Source organism: Salinispirillum marinum (assembly GCF_042650105.1).
In the GTDB taxonomy this organism is placed as follows: Bacteria; Pseudomonadota; Gammaproteobacteria; order Pseudomonadales; family Natronospirillaceae; genus Salinispirillum; species Salinispirillum marinum.
This window is the reverse complement of the sequence record NZ_JBHSAL010000001.1, coordinates 642,903-662,216: the sequence shown is the minus strand read 5'-3', so window position 1 is coordinate 662,216 and position 19,314 is coordinate 642,903. Positions and strand designations below refer to the sequence as shown.

Here is a 19,314-nt window from a genome sequence, read left to right as displayed (position 1 = left end):
CGGCTTTTTGAGTTCGGCTTGTTGAACGGGCAGCACTTTGTTAGCATGTTGAAAACGTTTTCAAGCACAGGAGGTCGCGTGGGTAAAATTCTTGTTACGGGTGGTGCAGGCTATATAGGAAGCCATACGTGTTTATTGTTGCTCGAAGCCGGGTACGACGTATTGGTGTTGGATAATCTGGCCAACGCCAGCTTAGAGGCCTTGCGTCGGGTGGAGGCGCTGGCGGGTAAAAGCATTACCTTTGTCGAAGGTGATATCCGCGATCAAGCACTGTTGCGCCGCGTGTTTACTGAACATGCCATTGAGAGCGTAATTCATTTTGCCGGACTCAAAGCCGTCGGTGAATCCGTCAGCATGCCGATGGCCTATTACGACAATAACGTGGTCGGCACCTTGCGCTTGTGCGAAGTTATGGCAGAAGCCGCGTGCAAGAACATCGTGTTTAGCAGTTCAGCAACGGTCTATGGCGACCCGGATGCAGTGCCAATTCCAGAAACCGCCGCATTGCGCACCACCAATCCCTACGGCCAAACCAAATTGGTGATTGAACAGATCTTGCGTGACATCGCCGTGGCCGATTCCGAGTGGCGCATAGCGTTATTGCGCTATTTTAACCCTATCGGCGCGCATCCTTCCGGCCGAATCGGTGAAAACCCGAACGGTATACCGAACAACTTGATGCCCTTTGTGACCCAGGTAGCGGTGGGTAAACGCCCACAGTTGTCAGTTTATGGGGACGACTACAACACGCCCGATGGCACGGGCGTGCGTGATTACATTCACGTAATGGATTTGGCCGCCGGGCATCTAGCGGCATTGCGCCATTTAGCTGCCCAAGCGCCATGCGAAGCCTACAATCTGGGCACGGGTAAGGGCTACAGTGTGTTGGATGTTGTCCACGCCTTTGAGCGGGTGAATAAGGCAGTAGTGCCTTATCAGGTAGTGGATCGTCGGCCGGGTGATATCGCTGCTTGCTATGCTGACGCGACAAAAGCCGCCGAAGTACTGGGCTGGCAGGCGAAATTTGGCATAGAAGACATGGTGCGCGACTCCTGGGCCTGGCAGTCGGCTAACCCGGAGGGTTATTGAGAATATCTACAGCTTGGGCTTTCGGGATTTGCTTACGGCGCTCCACGGCAGGCCGGGAGTCGCGCCTTAAAGCAAGCCCCTACGCCCATGCGCGCCCGTCATCACCGATGGCTGATGTGTCCTTAGCGGCGACTCATGAGTCGCCCCTAATCTATAGGCCGGAAGGGATTATCGTGGCCGTAACCGATCCAGCGCCCATTTCTTTGGATTATGTTTAATATATTCTCGGATGTGGGTTAATTCTGTTTCATCCCTTACCACTCTATCCCAATATCCGCGCTGCCATAGGGGTTGGTCTTGCCGCCCTTGCAGTTCATTAATCCGTTTTGCGCTGCGCATTTTGAATCGACTGATAAGTTTCGTTATGTTGGGTTTAGGCTGAAACAACAGGTTTGTTTTTTGGCTCAGACCCTTTAGCCAAACAACACCATGAACGTGATTAGGCATAAGTATAAAAGCATCCAGCTTGAAATAGGTTTCTTCGAGTTCAGACCATTCTTCTAGAACAATTTTCCCCAAGGCGTTGCTGTACATTTTTCCATCAATGACGTTGCCAAAAATGCAGGTTTTCTGATGGGTACAGAGGGTCAAGAAATAAGCGCCAGCGGTTGAATAGTCGAAGTCTTTCGGTTGGGGAGATATCCGTGTCGGTTGGGAAATCGTCATTTTTGCACTCCTTTGTTGGCCCAAGAAGGGTAACCATGCCGGGTCAAAAATGTAACTCCCCTAAGGGATAGGTTGGGTCGAAAAATCAGGCGTTGAATAAAATCTATTTGCTAGACAGCCGACGGGCTTTGCCATGGGCGTAGGGCGTTTGCCTCAAGGCGCGCCTTCCGGCCTGCCGTGAAGCGCCGTAGGCAAACCCCGAAAGCCCTATGGCATAACCACGGTTAACGCTTAGCGCTTTCTACTCGCGGAACGTCTTCACTGACTGCCGCACCACCAAACGCGGGGCGAAGCGCAGTTCACTTTCGCTCATACGGGGTGTCTTGTTCAGCATCTGCAATGCCAGTTTGGCGGCTGTCCGCCCCATGGCTTCAATTGGGTAATGTACCGTCGTCAATTTCGGGCGCAAATAACGGGTGATCACCACATCATCAAACCCGACCACCGACACATCGTGTGGCACTTCAAAACCGCTATCCAGCAAAAAACCCATGGCCCCAGCGGCCATCGGGTCGTTGTAACACATCACCGCCGAAAACCGTTGTTGGGTCGACAGTAATCGGCTCATGGCATCGCTGCCACCATCTTCCGTCGGTTGCGCCCGCACGCACAAATCGCCATCGAACGGAATGTCAAACTCTGCCAATGCTTGTTGATATCCATGCAAGCGCTCCTCGCCATCAGACACTTCAACCAAACTGGTGCCGATGAACGCAATACGCTGGTGGCCTTTACTGAGCAAATGACGGGTGGCGAGATACGCCCCTTGCTGGTTATCCAAATAAATGCTGCGGTCTTCATAGCCCGGCACCAGTCGATTGATGAACACCACAGGCGTGCCACTGGCGGCTAAGGCTTGTAAACGTTCATCACTCAAGGCTTTGGAATGGACGATCAGCGCATCGCATTGGCGCTGTTGCAACAGGTCTAAGGCTTTTTCTTCGCGTTGTTTTTCGTGGTAACCGGAGGTGATCATCAGATAGCGGCCACCATCGACCACCACATCATCCACACCGCGCATCAGTTGCGAGAAAAACGGTGAATCGAGTTCACCCACCATCAAACCAATGCAATTAGACTGCCGACTGACCAACGCGCGGGCCAAACTGTTGGGCCGATAGTTCAGTCGTTTCATCGCCGCTTCTACAACGGCCCGCTTTTCCGGCGCGACCGACGCGGAATCGTTTACCACGCGTGACACCGTTGAAACCGATACGCCTGCGGCGCGTGCGACGTCCTTAATGTTGGCCACCGCATTCCCCCTTGTACTTGGAATTATTATGCAAACGTTATCTTAACAGGCTTTTGACATTCAGCCATGCACTTTTTCTTTTGTAGTAGGTCAGCTTTGGGCGCATGAAGTCTGTGATTTATGCCACAGAGCCTGCAGAGAATCTGGGCCTATCGCAGATTTTAACCTTACCTTAACGAGCAGGCCGAGCACTAAGATTACAAAAAATTACGGGAATAACTTGAAAACGTTTTCAAGTTTTTTCATACTCCGCTCAACAACAATAAATCAGAGCGCTGCGAAACGGCACAACCGCAAAGCGCAGGCTCGATAAGTGAGACAACGCATGACTTTTACCGAATTTCAACGCACTGAACACGCACATCGGCGGCGCAATGCACTGACCGGTGACTGGGTTTTGGTGTCGCCGCATCGGACCAAGCGTCCCTGGCAGGGCATGCAAGAAGACAATGCGTGGGAAGTGCGCCCACAGCACGATCCATCCTGCTATTTATGCCCGGGTAATGCACGTTCCGGTGGCCAAAAAAACCCGGACTACGCGGACACCTTTGTATTCACCAACGACTTCCCGGCGTTGCAGGAAAGCACCCCGGAAGCGCCCGAAAGTGTTGATCCTTTGTTTCAAACGGTGGCGGAATCCGGCACCAGCCGCGTGATCTGCTTTTCACCCGATCACAGTAAAACCTTGCCCCTACTCAGTGATGCCGAAATGCAAGCCGTAGTGCGTTTGTGGATCGAGCAAACCGCCGAACTGGGTGAAACCTACACTTGGGTGCAGGTGTTTGAAAACAAGGGGCAGGCCATGGGGTGCTCTAACCCCCATCCGCACGGGCAGATATGGGCCCAGCATGGTATGCCCACGTTGGCCCAGGCCGAAGATGCCCGGCAGCGCGAGTATTTCCTCAACCATGGCATGCCCCTGTTGTGGGACTACACGCAGAAAGAAATGGCGTTTGGCGAGCGGGTTGTTGACCAAAATGAACATTGGCTCGTTGTGGTGCCTTATTGGGCGGCTTGGCCGTTCGAAACCTTGGTCATCCCTAAGGCCAAGCGCAGCCGGTTAACCGAAATTCACGAAGCCGAACAAAGCAGCTTGGGTGATATTCTGCGCGCCTTAACTGCACGGTACGACAATCTGTTTCACTGTTCGTTTCCCTATTCCATGGGGTGGCATGGCGCGCCCTTTAACGGGCAAGACAATTCACACTGGCAACTGCATGCGCATTTCTTCCCACCTTTATTGCGTAGCGCCACGGTGCGTAAATTCATGGTGGGTTACGAAATGTTGGCCGAAACCCAACGCGACATTACCCCAGAGCAAGCGGCGGAACGGTTGCGAATGCAACCCACAACTCACTTCACGCTGCGCCAGACACAGGATCAAGCGAAATGAACGCATTAACTCAGGCAGATGTGCAGGCGCACTTTCAGGCTGCTTTTGGTCATGTGCCAGAAATTCTGGTGCAAGCGCCGGGGCGGGTGAATGTGATTGGCGAACACACCGACTACAACCTAGGCTTTGTGCTGCCTGCAGCCATAAATTACGGGACTTGGATTGCTTGCTCGGGGAGCACTGGTTCGGGTGTGGCAAGCCGCCAATTGACGGTGGTCGCCCAGGATTTCAGCGCCCAACGGGTGACGGTTGATTTGGACGCAGAGCCGGTGCGCGATACCGCTGCGCCGTGGGCCGACTACGTGCGCGGTGTTGTGCAACAACTGCGGCGCCGTAATTTCAACTTGACCGGCGGGGAACTGTTGGTGACCGGCAATGTGCCATCTGGCGCAGGCTTGAGCAGTTCAGCCAGTTTTGAAATTGCGCTGATCCGGGCCTTGCTGGCACTCAGTGGCGAGCAGATCGACCCCGCCGACGCCGCCCGAGTTGGCCAGGCGGCGGAGAACGAATTCGTGGGTATCGCTTGTGGCATCATGGATCAGTTGGTGTCAGCACTGGGACAAAAGAACAGCGCGCTGCTGATCGACTGTGCCAATTTGCACACCACGCCGGTCAGGATGCCGGACGACTGGGGCATTTTGATTGTGCACAGCGGCGTGCGCCGGGGGTTGGTGGAAAGTGCTTACAATCAGCGGCGGCAAGAGTGCGAAGCCGTGGCCAAACATTTTGCTGCGTACAGCTTGCGCGATGTCGCGTTGCCGGACTTGCTGGCGGCGGAAGCGCAATTGGACGCCACAGCCTTTCGCCGGGCGCGCCACGTGCTAACCGAAAATGCGCGCACGCTGGTCGCGGCGGACGCCATGAAACAAGGAGAGCTGGCGGTGATTCAGCGGGTGATGGGGGAATCGCATGCCTCTATGCGCACCGATTTCGACATCACCACACCCGCGATTGATCAATTGGTCAGCATCATGCAGGACGCCGCGCACGGACAAGCCGGCGTCCGGATGACGGGCGGTGGTTTCGGGGGGTGTGTGGTGGCCTTGGGCCGCCAATCGGTGCTGCCTACCTTGGCGCGCGCGGTGGAGCAGCAATACCAAACGCTGACCGGCTGTACGCCGACGATTATTCCCGCATTGCCGAGTGACGGTGCTTTCGTGCAGCCACCCCTAACGGTCACGGCAGCGCTTGCGCATTCATAACAATAACGACAAGAGGACTGACCATGTCAGCACATCGACAACAATCACTGTGGGTACCCGTGCTTTTTTTGGCACCGGCGTTACTGCTGTTCGCGGTGTACGTGATTTACCCCATTGGGCAGAGCATCTGGTTGAGTTTTTACGACTGGGATGGCTTGAGTCCGAAGTATTTCATCGGTTTTGAGAACTACCGCGAGCTGTGGTACGACGACCGCTTTTGGACTTCACTGAAAAACAACGTGATCTGGCTGGTGCTGTTTATGCTGGCACCCGTATTCGGGCTGGGAATTGCGTTGTTTTTGAACCAGCAGGTGTTTGGTATTCGCTTGGTTAAGTCGCTGTTCTTCTTCCCCTTTGTTATTTCGCAGGTGGTGGTGGGCTTGGTGTTCGCCTGGTTTTACGACCCCAGCTTTGGCTTGATGAATGTGGTACTCAAGGCCTTCGGGCAAGAGCCTTTGGCGATTTTGGCCAACGACAAATACGTGACGTACGGCATCATCGCGGCAGGCCTGTGGCCGCAGGTTGCCTACTGCATGATCTTGTATCTCACCGGTTTAAATAACCTCAGCCCGGACCAACTGGAAGCTGCGCGGATGGAAGGTGCCAAAGGCTGGAAAATGCTGTGGTACGTGGTGCTGCCACAATTGCGCCCGGCGACCTTTATTGCCGTGGTGGTCACCGTGATCGGCGCGCTGCGCAGCTTCGATCTGGTTGCCACCATGACCTCCGGCGGCCCTTATGGCAGCTCGAATGTGTTGGCGTTCTATATGTATGAACAGTCCATCGGTAATTATCGGGTCGGTTACGGTGCCGCCATCGCCACCGTGTTGTTCTTAATCATGCTGTTTTACATCAGCTTCTTTTTATGGCGCATGCTGCGGACGGAGAAATAACCATGTACCCAACCGACATTCGACAGTCGTCACCGCTGATGCAGGTGACGTACAAAACGGCCTTGGTGATAGCGTTGCTCCTATGGTTATTACCCTTGGCGGCCGTTTTTCTGACCTCCATGCGATCCATTGGCGACATCAACATGGGCAACTACTGGGGCATGCCCAGTGAAATCATGTTGATCGAGAACTATACCGAAGTATTCCGACGCACGAATATGGCTACTTATATGCGCAATTCGTTGCTCATTACCTTGCCAGCGTCCTTTGGTGCCGTGGCGTTGTCGACGTTGGCGGGCTATGCCCTAGCCAAATACCATTTCCGTGGCAACATTCTGTTGCTGGCGTTGTTTATTGGCGGGAACTTCGTGCCGTTTCAGATTTTGATGATTCCGGTGCGGGATTTGACCTTGGACCTGGGCATGTACGACAGCATTCAGGGTTTGGTGATCTTCCATATCGCCTTTCAAACCGGTTTCTGTACGCTGTTTATGCGGAATTTTATGGTCGATGTACCTGAAGAACTGATCGAATCCGCACGCTTGGAAGGCGCGAGTGAATTCCGCATCTTCTTTACCATTGTGTTGCCCTTGGTACGTCCGGCCATTGCGGCCTTGGTGGTGCTGGTCTTTACCTTCGTTTGGAACGACTATTTTTGGGCCTTGGTGCTGATGCAAAGCGATGAGGTGCGTCCGGTAACCGCGGGTATCAGTGCGTTGAAAGGGCAGTGGTTGGCTTCATGGCAGTTGATTTCAGCGGGTAGTATTGTGGCTGCGATTCCGCCGGTTGCGTTGTTTTTCCTGATGCAGAAGCACTTTATTGCGGGCCTAACGCTTGGCGCGACCAAGGGCTAAAACAAGGATTCGAACATGAACACCATCCACTTAACCAATGGCCTACTGAGTGCCGTGTTGCACGAAGATGAAGCAGGCACTATGGCATGGCTATACTTTGGCCCAGCGCTGGGTGCCTTGGATGAAGGCGCACTGGCGCAGAGTGTGCAAGCGCTTGCAGCGGCCGTGCCACAAGCCTTTTTGGATGATGCGATTCCATGTGCCCTGATACCGACCGGGAGTGAAGGGGTGTTTTCACGCCCGGCCTTGGCAGTAGCCACAGCAACCGAATGGTTACCGCATTTGCAGGTCGTGGGCGTGGAACAGACCAGCGCACTGAGCTGCCGAATTGTGCAACGTGCCACAGCACCGGCTTTGGAGATCGTGACTGAACTGACGCTGGACGCCACACGACCCCTTCTGACGCAACAGCATCGGCTCACTAATACGGGCTCAGAGCCGCTGGACGTTCGGGTGTTGGAGAACACCTTGCCGGTACCTACTCATCTGCAAGAAATGCTGCACTTTACCGGGCGCTGGTGTCAGGAATTCACCCCGCAACGGCAAGCCTTGCAAGTGAACACCTACAGTTGGGAAAACCGTAAAGGCCGTGCCTCGCACGACCATTTCCCCGGCTTGGTGCTAGGCACTCCGGCGTTCAGTGAAGAGCGTGGCGATGTGCTGGCGCTGCATGTGGCGTGGAGTGGTAACCATCAACAACATCTGGTGGTGGATACTTTTCAGCCCACGCGTTATCAGGCCGGTATTGGTTTGCAACCGCGTGAAGTGGTGCTCGCACCCGGTGCCTCACACAGCGGAGCAAGATTGTACGCTGCCTATTCTAACGAAGGCTTGAATGGCATCCGCGCTGCCTTTCACGGCCATGTGCGTGAACATATTCTGCGGTTTCCGCAGCCGGAAAAGCCTCGTCCGGTGCATTTGAACACCTGGGAAGCGGTGTACTTTCAACACAATACCGACGACCTGAAATCCCTTGCTGATGCGGCACAAGCGATTGGTGTCGAACGGTTTATTTTGGATGACGGCTGGTTTCGGGGGCGGCGCGATGACAAGGCCGGTCTCGGTGATTGGACCATAGACGCCGACATGTACCCGCAAGGTCTGTTGCCACTGGCGCAGCACGTCACCGGTTTGGGTATGGAGTTTGGGATTTGGTTTGAACCCGAAATGGTTAACCCGGACAGCGACCTTTATAGAATGCACCCCGAATGGGTGTTGCAACTGCCGGAGCGCGTGCAACCATTGGGGCGCTATCAAATGGTGCTCGATCTTACCCGGAGTGAGGTACAAAACTATTTGTTCGAGCACTTAGACGCCGTGCTCAGCGCCTTACCCGTGCGCTATGTCAAATGGGACATGAATCGTGACCTGATGCACGCTGGGGATGCCCAAGGGCAACCCGCGTATGAGCGCCAGGTACGTGCATTGTATGCGTTATTGGCGCGCGTGCGGGCGGCCCATCAGTGGGTGGAAATTGAAAGCTGCGCCAGTGGCGGAGCACGTATTGATTTTGCCATTCTAGAGCATACGCACCGGTTTTGGACCAGCGACTGCAACGACCCGATCGAGCGCCAAATGATTCAATGGGGCTTTGGGCTGTTCTTGCCACCCGAAGTTATGGGGGCGCACATTGGCCCCGCTCATAGTCACACCACCGGTCGCGACACCAGCTTGATGTACCGAGCCTTAACCGCCATGTTTGGGCATTTCGGCGTGGAAGCGGATGTGCGGCTGCTGAGTGAACAAGAGCGCCAGCACATCGCTGAATTGATTGCGCTCCATAAATCCCGTCGTGCTGACTTTCATGCAGGCTGCAGTCGCGTATGGGATTACCCGGATCCGGCGGTAAAGGTCAATGGCGTCATTCATAGTGACCAGCAAAGGGCGCATATTGTCGTGGCACAACAAGCCATGCCAGCCCGTGCCGTATCAGCACCCGTGCGCATTTCCGGACTGTTGGCGCAGCAGCGTTATAGTGTTCGGCCGGTACGTTTACCGAGTGTTACAAATCATCTTATGAAAACGTTGCCAAGCTGGTTCGAAGGGTCTACAGTATTGACTGGACAGCAGCTTGCGACCCATGGGCTGGCAATGCCAGTGATCGACCCCGCAAGCGCTTTCATGTTTGAGTTGATTGCGATAGAGGAACAATAAGAATCATGCAACTCGGTACATGTTACTACCCCGAACACTGGCCTGAAGCCCAATGGGAAGACGATGCCCGCCGTATGGCCGAGCTCGGCTTAACCTATGTGCGGGTGGGTGAGTTTGCCTGGAGCCGTATCGAGCCAGAACCCGGTGTGTTCACCTGGGAGTGGCTGGATCGTGCTCTGGATGTGTTGCATGCACAGGGTTTGCGTGTGGTGATGGGTACGCCAACCGCCACGCCGCCAAAGTGGTTGATTGATCGCCATCCCGATATTCTTGCGGTTGACGAAAACAACCAACCCCGTCGTTTCGGTTCACGCCGACACTATTGTTTCTCCTCTACGGTTTATCGTGAAGAAACCCGTCGCATTGTCACCGCCATGGCCGAGCGTTACGGTCAGCACCCGGCGGTAGCGGTATGGCAAACCGATAATGAATTCGGCTGTCACAACACCATTCTGTCGTTTTCTGCCTGCGCAAGAAAACGTTTTCAAGGCTGGTTGGAAAAGCGTTACGGTACAGTGAAGGCGTTAAATGAAGCTTGGGGTAACGTGTTCTGGAGCATGGAATACCGCAGTTTTGCCGAGATCGACCCGCCAATGCAGGCCGTTACGGAAACCAACCCGAGCCATCGTTTGGATTTTCGTCGGTTCAGCTCCGACATGGTGGTGGAATATAACCGGATTCACTTGGATATTTTGCGCCGCCTGTCGCCCGGCCGCGACATTCATCACAACTACATGGGGTGTTTCACCGAGTTTGATCACTACCCGGTAGGTGACGATCTTGATATCGCCACTTGGGACAGTTATCCGCTGGGTTTTCTTGACCAAAGCCGCTACAGCCCGGAAGTCAAACGCTATTACCTGCGTACCGGGCACCCGGATTTTGCCGGCTTTCACCACGACCTGTATCGCCGCGTGGGTAAAGGCCGCATGTGGGTGCAAGAACAACAACCCGGCCCGGTGAATTGGGCTGGCCATAACCCGGCGCCCAAGCCGGGCATGGTGCGTTTGTGGACATGGGAAGGCTTCGCCCACGGTGCCGAGGCAATGAACTACTTCCGGTGGCGGCAAGCGCCGTTCGCGCAAGAACAAATGCATGCCGGATTGGATTTACCGAACGCAACGCCTGCGCCCGTACAAACTGAAGTGCGTCAGGTGGCCGATGAAATTGCTCGCCTGCAGGCGAATGGCTTACCGCGAACACAACAAGCTGATGTGGCGCTGGTGTTCGACTATCACGCCCAATGGGTGTTCGAAGCCCAGCCACAGGGGCGTAATTTCCTCTATTTCGACACCGTTCTGGAATACTACACCGCCCTGCGAGAGCTGGGTGTTTCTGTGGACATTATAGCGCCGCAAGACAGCATCAAAGGCTACCGTGCCGTGGTGATGGTGGCGCAAGCGCATGTGCCCGAAGCACTGGCCGGTGAGTTAACACAGGAACAAACGCCGGTATTCATTGGCCCGCGTTCAGGTTCGAAAACGGTCAGTCTGTGTACGCCCGAGAATTTGGCCCCCGGCCCACTACAAGCACTCTTACCCTTGCAGGTCATCCAAGTAGAGTCCTTGCCCGATGGCGTGGTCGAACCTGTCCTGCTGGAAGGCGATGCCGCCGGCTCTGTCGTGCGCTGGCGCGAACGCGTGGTGACGGAACTGACGCCGCTGCTGCACTTTGACAATGGTGACGGTGCGTTGTTCCGCCATGGGAATGCCCAGTATCTCGCCGCCTGTGTGGACGGCGACACGCTGCGTAACCTGTTGCAAGGATTTCTAGGCCAAGCGGATATAGACACCACCGTGCTGCACAAAGGGTTACGCCTGCGCCGTTTGGGCAACTGGTTATTTGCCTTTAATTATGGGCAAGACAAGGTGCAGTTTGCGCCACAAGGGCAATGCTTGCTGGGCAGTGAAGAGATTTTGCCGGCCGATTTGGCGGTCTGGCAAATGGATTCGGAGGCGTGAACCGCGCTCTCCGGAGACTGAAATCGGACGTCAGTCCGCAAAATATGTAAACGCAACACAACACTTTTATAACAACACGAACGAAAGGCAGTGACATGAAAAAAACAATAAAGACAATCGCCCTCGCGGGTGCTATGTCCGCGTTGCTTGCAACCGGCGCCATGGCCCGCACTCTGATCGTAAACTCGGACCAGGTTGATCCCGCACCGAAAGCCGCTTTCGCGGAGCTGTTAGAGCGCTTCAAAGCGGAAAACCCGGACATCGACGTACAATGGAACGACTTCGAAAAAGAAGGCTACAAAACCGCCATTCGTGGCTGGTTGGCCAGTTCGCCTCCAGACATCGCGTTCTGGTATGCCGGTGAGCGTATGAAGTTCTTCGTAGACCGTGGTTTGTTTGCTGATGTATCAGACATTTGGCAAGAAAATAACATGCTGGAAGACTTCGCGTCGGTTGTGCCTGCCATGTCGGTAGATGGCAAACAGTATGGCGTGCCTTTCTCCTACTACCAGTGGGGCATCTACTACAACAAAGACGTATTTGATCGCTACGGTTTGAGCGAGCCCTCTACCTGGGACGAGTTCATGGCAGTGAATGCGACGTTGAAAGAAAATGGCGTAACACCCATCACCATCGGCACACGTTTCTTGTGGACGGCAGCCGGTTGGTTCGACTATCTGAACTTGCGTGTTAACGGTCTGGATTACCACATCGACCTGATGGAAGGCAAAATCCCTTACGATGACGCGGGCGTGCGTGAAGTGTTTAACTACTGGGGTGAGCTGGTCAACAACGGCTACTTCATTGAAAACCATGCAGCCTACACTTGGCAGGAAGCGCAACCTTTCTTGTTCAATGGCGAAGCAGCCATGTACCTGATGGGTAACTTCTTAACGCCTAACTTCCCGGACGGTGTGGAATTCGGTTTCTTCCCATTCCCGCAGATCAACCCTGAAATTGGCATGTATGAAGATGCACCATTAGACACCATCCACATGCCAACGGGTGCGAAGAACAAAGAAGAAGCTCGCTTGTTCTTGGAGTTCGTCGCACGCGCCGATAACCAAGCCTTGTTGAATGGCCGCCTGAACCAGTTAGCACCGAACAGTAAGGCTGAGGTGGCTGGTGATGCCTTCCTACAAGACGGCGCACGCATGTTGGCTGCGGCTGACGGTACTGCGCAGTTCTACGACCGCGACACCCTGCCTGAAATGGCCTCTGTGGGTATGCAGGGCTTCCAAGAGTTCATGGTCAACCCGGATCGTTTGGATGCCATTCTGACCCGTTTGGAAAGAACACGGGCGCGTATTTACCGCGATTGATCTTCGTTCTTTCGATTGACAACAGGCGGGCGCATACAGCCCGCCGTTAAGAAGCCCGCTCGGGCTTCCTATTGCTTAATTTCCCCGTTATTTGCACCCATTATTAGGAGGCGTACGCCATGGCATTGTCTGTCGTTCAGCGTGTGGTCGTCGGTTTTGCCATCATGGCCGTCATGGGCTTGGTCAACGCGTACTATGGTTGGCAAAGCAATACGGAAGGCAAGGCCGCGTTTACCTTCTTGACCGAGCGCATTACCCCGGTGAGCGATTCGCTCACCCAGCAGTCCAGTCAGGTATTGCAGCTCAACCGTTTCGCTACGCAGTTCCTCGCCAGCCGGGATGAAGATACCCTGACGCGTTTGGCGGATAGAATGACACAGGCCGCCGCCCGCTGGGACGCTGAGCAACAACAGCTCACTGTAACCCGCTTGACCGATTTGATCGACACCGAGCGCTACACGCAAACCACCGCGCAGGTTGAACAAGCACGTCTGGCGGCGCAAGCCGTGCTGCCGTTGTGGCGCAATCATTTGGCGCGCGATGCCGCCATCACCCAAGCCTTGCAAGACTTTAATGACGAATGGGAGTTTTTCTCCGCCGACATGGGTGATGCACGTTATGAGGCTGAATTATTGGGCCGGTCTGACAGCGCTAGCCAAGCCGATTATCTACGCATCATCGGCATCGAATTTGGCGCAACACTCAACACCGTCACCCAGTTACACACCTTGGGCGATTTGGGCATTGTGCAGCCGCGTCAGCAAGGGCAGGGCGAACAACTGATCTTGGGACTCACGCAATTGGCCAGCGACGTACCGTCCTTTGCAGATCGAATAGACTATTTTATCCAGGCCGTGCAGCGCGTGCTGGCCGACGAAACGGGCGTTTATGCGCTGCAACGTGCGCAACTCGAAGAAACCGCGGTGCGCCGGGAGCAGTTGGCTCGCATGGAGAGTGCGGTTGATGCCGCGCTGTACGAATATGAAGACGCCATCGATGTGCTGGACGCATTAGCCACCACCGCACGTACCGCCGCCGTGCAACGGCAAACGCAGACTCAGTGGGTGGTTGTGGCCCTAGCATTGTTCGGTTTGCTCATCGCCGTGGTGGTCAGTATCAGCGTCGCATCCTCCATTCAGCGCCCTCTAAAAGCCTTATTGCACCGCCTGAACCAATTGCAGGCCGGCGACTTTCGGGCCATAGATCAGAGTCAAACCCGCCGCGACGAATTCGGCCAATTAGCACAAGGCTTGTCTGCGCTGAGCACCAGCTTTCGTACCACGGTGGAGCGCATTCGGGCCAGCAGCGATGCCATGCAAAGGTCGATGCATCATCTGTTGCAAGCCGGACAGGAAACCCGTGCCGTGTTGCAGCATCAACAAGCCCTGACTCAGTCGGCTGCCACGTCGGTAGAGGAAATGGCGCAGGTTAACGAAACCATGGCGCAACAAGCGCAGGTTTCGCGCGGCAATGTTGAACATACAACCGACGCCGCGCAGACAAACCGCGACAGTATGGCGCGTGCGTTGAACGCGATTCATGAACTGCAAAAAAACCTCAGTGAGTCCGGCAGCTCGGTCGGTGCCTTGGCGCAAGAGGCCGATGAGATAGCGACCGCGGTCAGCCAGATACAGGCGATTTCCGAACAAACCAACTTGCTCGCGCTGAATGCCGCCATTGAAGCGGCACGGGCGGGCGATCACGGGCGCGGTTTTGCCGTGGTGGCCGACGAGGTACGGCAGTTGTCGCTACGCACCGGGAATACCACGGTGCAGATCGAAGGCATCGTGCAGCGTTTGCAACAACGTACACAAACGGTGGTTGCGAACATGAAGGAAAATGGGCAGCAAGCGAATGCGGTGGTGGAAGAAGCCAATAGCACATCGTCGTCTTTGCAGGGCATGAACGAACAACTGGCCGGGGTGCTAGAGGCCGCGACACAGATTGCAGAGGGCGCAGCCGAGCAACGCGTGGTGGCTCAAGGGGTAAATGCGTTGGTGATCGATATCGCGCAGTCGGCCGATACCGTGGTGGTGCGGGTTGGCGAGCAGGACAAAGCCATCGCTGAATTGAACCGTTCAGCCACCGCATTAAGCCAGAGTGTGGAGCATATTCAGATTTAAGGCATTGACCATGGCGGGTGATATACATCCGAAGCACGACAGCGTGGTACGCTTCCATAATATGATATAGAGTTCACTCATATAACAATGCAAAGCACGCTCATGCTGATCACCCGTCGTTCCATTATTCTCCTTCCGGTGCTTGTGTTAACCGGCTTGTTGGTCATCTCGGAAGTCATCTACCGCGCCCAACGCGCCGTTGCCTTGAATATTCATCGCAGCGAACTGGTGACACGGGCGAGCGATGTTCGCGCCGTATTAGAGCGCGAACTCTATCCGGCCATCTACATCGCCGTCGGCTTGAGTTCTTACATCATAAACCGCAATGGGCAAGTCGACGAGCGAGAGCTGGAAGGTTGGCTCAGCACCTTATTTACCGAATCACGCTATTTGCGGAACATTGCGATTGCCCCCGACAATCGGATCAGTTTGGTGTATCCATTGCCTGACAATCGCGCGGTTTTAGGGCTTTCCTACCAGGAGATACCCAGTCAGTGGCCTGTAGTGCAAGCCTTGATGGCCGCACGAGAACCCTTATTGCAGGGGCCGATTCCGCTGGTACAAGGCGGGCAAGGGTTGGTCTATCGCATCCCGGTGTACATCGAAAACAATTATTGGGGTTTGGTCAGTACCGTCATCGATGCCGATCGACTGTTTGGCGTGCTGGAACAGTACAGCGTCAACAGTCAGCTCAGTATGAAGCTCATTCCCCGATCTTCGGATGCAACGGCTGAGGCGTTTTGGCGCTCTACCCTGTCCATGTCTACCGTGGTCGCAGACGTACCGCTGGAAATAGAAGGTGTTGCTTGGACACTCAGCGTTTCAGCCCCGGTACAGTCGGGCTGGTTGGACAATCGATATCGGTATTTGGGTTGGGCCCTAGCGTTAGCCATGTCCTTGGTGGTCTATCTCCTTTTGCACAGCAGTCTAACCCGGCGGTTGGTGCAAGCGCGCTTCAATGCGAACGAAGAACGATTGCAAGCCATTCTCGACGGCACCAACATTGGTACTTGGGAATGGAACGTCCAAACCGGTGAAACCCGGTTCAATGAACGCTGGGCTGATATTGTGGGCTACACCTTGGAAGAACTCGCGCCGGTCAGCATCGATACCTGGATGCGCTTGGCGCACCCGAAAGACTTGGCCGCTTCGGGGTTGCAGCTCGAGGAGCACTTCCGCGGCGAACGCCCGTTCTACGACATTCGCTGTCGTATGAAGCATAAAGACGGGCATTGGGTGTGGGTGCATGATCGCGGTCGGGTGATGACCTGGACGGATGATGGTAAGCCGTTGATGATGTTCGGCACGCATGCCGACATCACCGATCTGAAGCAAGCGGAGCTGGAACTGCAGGAAAGCGAAGCACGATTACGCTCACTGTTTGAATTATCGCCCGTGGGCATTGCGTTGAACGACTTCGAAAGTGGTGCTTTTCTTGACGTGAATCAAGCATTGATCGATTCGAGTGGCTATCAGCGCGGGGAATTTTTGCGTCTCACCAATGCCGACATAACGCCGCAGGTTCATCGTCAGGTGGATGACGACATAAACACGGCGTTGCTTACCCACGGGCGTTACGGCCCGGTCGAAAAAGAATATCGACATAAATCCGGGGAATGCTACCCCGTGCGCTTGAGTGGTGTATTGATTGATGACCGTCAAGGGCGCAAATTGATGTGGTCTATTATCGAAGACATCAGCGAAAGTCAGCGTATTGAGCGTCTAAAAAAAGAATTCGTATCTTCGGTGAGTCATGAGTTGCGGACGCCACTGACCTCTATTTCCGGTGCGTTGGGGTTGGTCCGGGGTGGTGTGCTAGGTGATGTACCGGCCGAGGCATTGGATATGGTGGCCATGGCGCATGAGAGCGCACAGCAACTCACCATACTGATCAATGATTTATTGGACATGGACAAGCTGGTAGCGGGAAAAATGCGCCTGCAGCTTAAACCTGTGTCGCTGGATGCTTTGTTGGCCAAAGCTGTGCGCGAGAATCAGCTGTATGCGGATACCTTTGCAGTGACCCTGCATCTGGCAAACCCGACAACTGGTCTGGTGGTCATGGCTGACGAATATCGACTTATGCAGATACTGAACAACTTGCTGTCTAACGCTGCGAAGTTCACCAAGGAAGGCACCGCCGTGACCCTGGGTGTTGCGGCGGTGGATGACCGGGCGCGTATCTGGGTGCGCGACCACGGACCCGGTATCGCGGCGGATTTCGCCCGACATTTGTTTAAACCGTTCTCGCAAGCCGATGGTTCCGATACCCGGCGTCGAGGTGGCACGGGCCTGGGCTTGTCCATCTGTAAACAATTAGCGGAGTTGATGCACGGTACGATCGGGTATGACTCGGTACCCGGCGAGGGCGCTACTTTTCACGTTGATCTGCCCTTGGTTACCGGATCGACCGTGTCCGGAGGAGAGTCAGCCCTATGAACGACGCTCAGCCAACGAATTATTCCGCCGCGCTCAAGGCGTTAATGCGCAGTCAGCAGCGGCACAATGCCTTGCTGTCCCTCGCGGGGTTGGGTACATGGGAATACGATGTTGTAGCGGATCAAATTACCCATTGGTCGGAGCACATATACACCATGGCGGGCTTGAACGCCAGTGCAACGCCACCCAGTGTAGAAACGTATCTCAATACCTTGCATCCAGATGATGGTAATGAACTCCGCCGTTTGATGCGTCGAGCCATTGAGCGTGGCGAACCCTACTGCGCTGTGCTGCGCCATATTCATCCCGATGGCTCAATACGGTGGGCGGAAGCTAAAGGTGTGGCCCTGCAAGAAAACGGCCAAACCGTCGCGTTAATGGGGTCGCTGCTGGATATCACCGCACAGAAAGAAAACGCCTTTGCCTTGGCGCGCGCCAACGAACTGCTCGAACGAAGCAGTAAAGCGGTGCGCATGGGTACATGGGAAATTGATGTGCGCAAAAATCAGGTATATTGGAGCCCGGTGACGCGCGCCATTCATGAAATACCGGAAGACTATGTGCCGGTGACCGAGAAAGGCATCCAATTTTTCCCGCCCGGTGCACCGCGCGATACGATCATCGAACACTACACGCGATTGCTGGAAACCGGTGCGTCCTATGATTTGGAGCTGCCGATCATTACCTATCGCGGGCAGGAGCGCTGGGTGCGTACCATTAGTTTTGCTGACATGGAGGGTGGCCGCTGTGTTCGCACGTATGGCTTATTTCAAGACATCACCGAGCGTAAGCGCATAGAACAAATGAAAAGCGAGTTTTTGTCTACGGTCAGTCATGAATTGCGTACGCCCATTACCGCAATCAGCGGTTCATTAAAACTGATTAATGAAGGTGTCTTCGGTGCCGTATCCCAGCCCGACATTGCCGAACTTCTCACCATCGCCGAACAAAACAGTGCCCGCTTACTGAATTTGATCAATGATTTACTGGACATCGAACGGTTGACCTCGGGTCGAGTCACCTTCAACCTGACACCGCAGTGGGTTGAACCTTTATTGGAACAGGCGTTGCGCAATAACCAATCATTCGCTGAACAGCATCGCGTGAGTCTGCGTGTCAGCAGCGAAATTCCGCCGGTTAAGGTGAATCTGGATGCCGGTCGATTCTTGCAAATTATGGATAATTTATTGTCGAACGCGATTAAATTTTCACCTTCCGGGGCGACGGTGGAATTGACCGCGATGGTTGAAAACACCCATGAAATTTGCCTGTGTGTACGTGATCATGGAATGGGGGTGCCCGCGGATTTTGTGCCGCGTCTGTTTGAACGTTTCGCGCAAGCGGATGCATCCGACCGGCGCAAAATAGGGGGTACGGGCCTAGGCTTGGCCATTGCACTGGAATTGGTGCATGGTATGTCAGGCACGCTGAATTATGTGAAACCTAAAGGCGACGGGGCGGCGTTCAGGTTGGTCTTTCCCGTAACTTCTGGAGAATAAATGATGTCCCAGAACCCGTTAAATCGCATCATGTATGTTGAAGACGATCCCAGTATCCAGCGCTTGGTACAGTTGACACTCGAGCGCGTGGGGGGCTTTCAGGTCCAGGTGTGTGACAGTGGCGAACAGGCGCTGCGCGACGTCAGCGAATTCAAGCCGGATTTGATTTTGTTGGATGTCATGATGCCCGGTATGGACGGACCACAGACCCTCGCCGCATTGCGTGAAGCACCGACGACCGAACGCATTCCTGTGGTGTTTATGACCGCCAAAGCCGGTGCTGATGAAGTGCGGCAGTTGATGGCGATGGGCGTGCAGGGCGTCATCATCAAGCCCTTCAACCCCATGACACTGGCGGCCGAGATACAAACAATATGGGACGCGATCTGAGTTAAAACGTGCCACGCCTTGGCAAGGTTTGAATGCCATGCCAAACGCGTTACAGTGGTGAACATCACGACGGACAA

Annotated in this window: 14 protein-coding genes; 12 read left to right on the top strand and 2 right to left on the bottom strand. The window is 54.7% G+C overall.

All coding sequences use genetic code 11. The features are described 5' to 3' along the window. Positions 1-78 precede the first annotated feature (78 nt). Positions 79-1,089 carry a UDP-glucose 4-epimerase GalE gene (gene galE, locus ACFOSD_RS03165; protein WP_380693635.1) on the top strand — a complete coding sequence of 337 codons (1,011 nt, stop codon included), beginning with the start codon at positions 79-81 and terminating at the stop codon, positions 1,087-1,089. Positions 1,090-1,257: 168 nt separating this feature from the next. On the opposite strand, the gene ACFOSD_RS03160 is transcribed toward galE, so the two are convergent. Beyond that, on the bottom strand, positions 1,258-1,755 hold the full coding sequence (locus ACFOSD_RS03160; RefSeq protein ID WP_380693637.1) for a transposase: 498 nt from the start codon (positions 1,753-1,755) through the stop codon (positions 1,258-1,260). A gap of 241 nt (positions 1,756-1,996) precedes the next feature. Next, on the bottom strand, positions 1,997-3,007 hold the full coding sequence (locus tag ACFOSD_RS03155) for a LacI family DNA-binding transcriptional regulator (RefSeq protein ID WP_380693639.1): 1,011 nt from the start codon (positions 3,005-3,007) through the stop codon (positions 1,997-1,999). 325 nt (positions 3,008-3,332) lie between these two features. On the opposite strand from ACFOSD_RS03155, the gene ACFOSD_RS03150 reads away from it, so the two are divergent. The 11 genes from ACFOSD_RS03150 (at position 3,333) to ACFOSD_RS03100 (ending at position 19,237) form a co-directional block, all read left to right on the top strand. Next, positions 3,333-4,400, top strand: a complete 1,068-nt coding sequence (locus tag ACFOSD_RS03150; RefSeq protein ID WP_380693642.1) for a UDP-glucose--hexose-1-phosphate uridylyltransferase — start codon at positions 3,333-3,335, stop codon at positions 4,398-4,400. Beyond that, positions 4,397-5,602 (top strand): galactokinase, encoded by a 1,206-nt coding sequence (galK, locus tag ACFOSD_RS03145; RefSeq protein WP_380693646.1) that lies wholly within the window; start codon positions 4,397-4,399, stop codon positions 5,600-5,602. The genes ACFOSD_RS03150 and galK overlap by 4 nt, the downstream gene beginning before the upstream one ends. 23 nt (positions 5,603-5,625) lie before the next feature. Continuing rightward, the gene (locus ACFOSD_RS03140; protein ID WP_380693648.1) at positions 5,626-6,495 is read left to right on the top strand and encodes a carbohydrate ABC transporter permease; all 870 of its coding nucleotides are present in this window, start codon (positions 5,626-5,628) and stop codon (positions 6,493-6,495) included. 2 nt (positions 6,496-6,497) lie between these two features. Continuing rightward, the gene (locus ACFOSD_RS03135) at positions 6,498-7,349 is read left to right on the top strand and encodes a carbohydrate ABC transporter permease (RefSeq protein ID WP_380693650.1); all 852 of its coding nucleotides are present in this window, start codon (positions 6,498-6,500) and stop codon (positions 7,347-7,349) included. Between the two features lie 15 nt (positions 7,350-7,364). Continuing rightward, on the top strand, positions 7,365-9,503 hold the full coding sequence (locus ACFOSD_RS03130; protein ID WP_380693652.1) for an alpha-galactosidase: 2,139 nt from the start codon (positions 7,365-7,367) through the stop codon (positions 9,501-9,503). A gap of 5 nt (positions 9,504-9,508) precedes the next feature. Next, on the top strand, positions 9,509-11,464 hold the full coding sequence (locus ACFOSD_RS03125; protein WP_380693654.1) for a beta-galactosidase: 1,956 nt from the start codon (positions 9,509-9,511) through the stop codon (positions 11,462-11,464). Between the two features lie 95 nt (positions 11,465-11,559). Beyond that, complete coding sequence (locus ACFOSD_RS03120; protein WP_380693657.1) at positions 11,560-12,786, top strand: ABC transporter substrate-binding protein; 1,227 nt, start codon at positions 11,560-11,562, stop codon at positions 12,784-12,786. Positions 12,787-12,905: 119 nt separating this feature from the next. Further along, positions 12,906-14,909, top strand: coding sequence for a methyl-accepting chemotaxis protein (locus ACFOSD_RS03115; protein WP_380693659.1), 2,004 nt, complete (start codon positions 12,906-12,908; stop codon positions 14,907-14,909). Between the two features lie 87 nt (positions 14,910-14,996). Next, positions 14,997-17,348: a PAS domain S-box protein gene (locus ACFOSD_RS03110; RefSeq protein WP_380707515.1), complete on the top strand. Its 2,352-nt coding sequence runs from the start codon at positions 14,997-14,999 to the stop codon at positions 17,346-17,348. After that, a complete protein-coding gene (locus ACFOSD_RS03105; RefSeq protein WP_380693663.1) occupies positions 17,345-18,847 on the top strand; it encodes an ATP-binding protein in 1,503 nt (500 codons plus the stop codon). Before ACFOSD_RS03110 ends, ACFOSD_RS03105 begins: the two co-directional genes overlap by 4 nt. Next, a complete protein-coding gene (locus tag ACFOSD_RS03100; RefSeq protein WP_380693665.1) occupies positions 18,848-19,237 on the top strand; it encodes a response regulator in 390 nt (129 codons plus the stop codon). It begins immediately after the preceding gene. Positions 19,238-19,314 lie beyond the last annotated feature (77 nt).

Bases quoted from the DNA above. Each gene is read 5' to 3' on its own strand.
- ACFOSD_RS03150 (WP_380693642.1), top strand. From the start codon at position 3,333: ATGACTTTTACCGAATTTCAACGCACTGAACACGCACATCGGCGGCGC.
- ACFOSD_RS03110 (WP_380707515.1), top strand. From the start codon at position 14,997: ATGCAAAGCACGCTCATGCTGATCACCCGTCGTTCCATTATTCTCCTT.
- ACFOSD_RS03100 (WP_380693665.1), top strand. From the start codon at position 18,848: ATGATGTCCCAGAACCCGTTAAATCGCATCATGTATGTTGAAGACGAT.
- ACFOSD_RS03140 (WP_380693648.1), top strand. From the start codon at position 5,626: ATGTCAGCACATCGACAACAATCACTGTGGGTACCCGTGCTTTTTTTG.
- ACFOSD_RS03120 (WP_380693657.1), top strand. From the start codon at position 11,560: ATGAAAAAAACAATAAAGACAATCGCCCTCGCGGGTGCTATGTCCGCG.
- ACFOSD_RS03160 (WP_380693637.1), bottom strand. From the start codon at position 1,755: ATGACGATTTCCCAACCGACACGGATATCTCCCCAACCGAAAGACTTC.
- ACFOSD_RS03130 (WP_380693652.1), top strand. From the start codon at position 7,365: ATGAACACCATCCACTTAACCAATGGCCTACTGAGTGCCGTGTTGCAC.
- ACFOSD_RS03115 (WP_380693659.1), top strand. From the start codon at position 12,906: ATGGCATTGTCTGTCGTTCAGCGTGTGGTCGTCGGTTTTGCCATCATG.
- ACFOSD_RS03105 (WP_380693663.1), top strand. From the start codon at position 17,345: ATGAACGACGCTCAGCCAACGAATTATTCCGCCGCGCTCAAGGCGTTA.
- ACFOSD_RS03125 (WP_380693654.1), top strand. From the start codon at position 9,509: ATGCAACTCGGTACATGTTACTACCCCGAACACTGGCCTGAAGCCCAA.
- galK (WP_380693646.1), top strand. From the start codon at position 4,397: ATGAACGCATTAACTCAGGCAGATGTGCAGGCGCACTTTCAGGCTGCT.
- ACFOSD_RS03135 (WP_380693650.1), top strand. From the start codon at position 6,498: ATGTACCCAACCGACATTCGACAGTCGTCACCGCTGATGCAGGTGACG.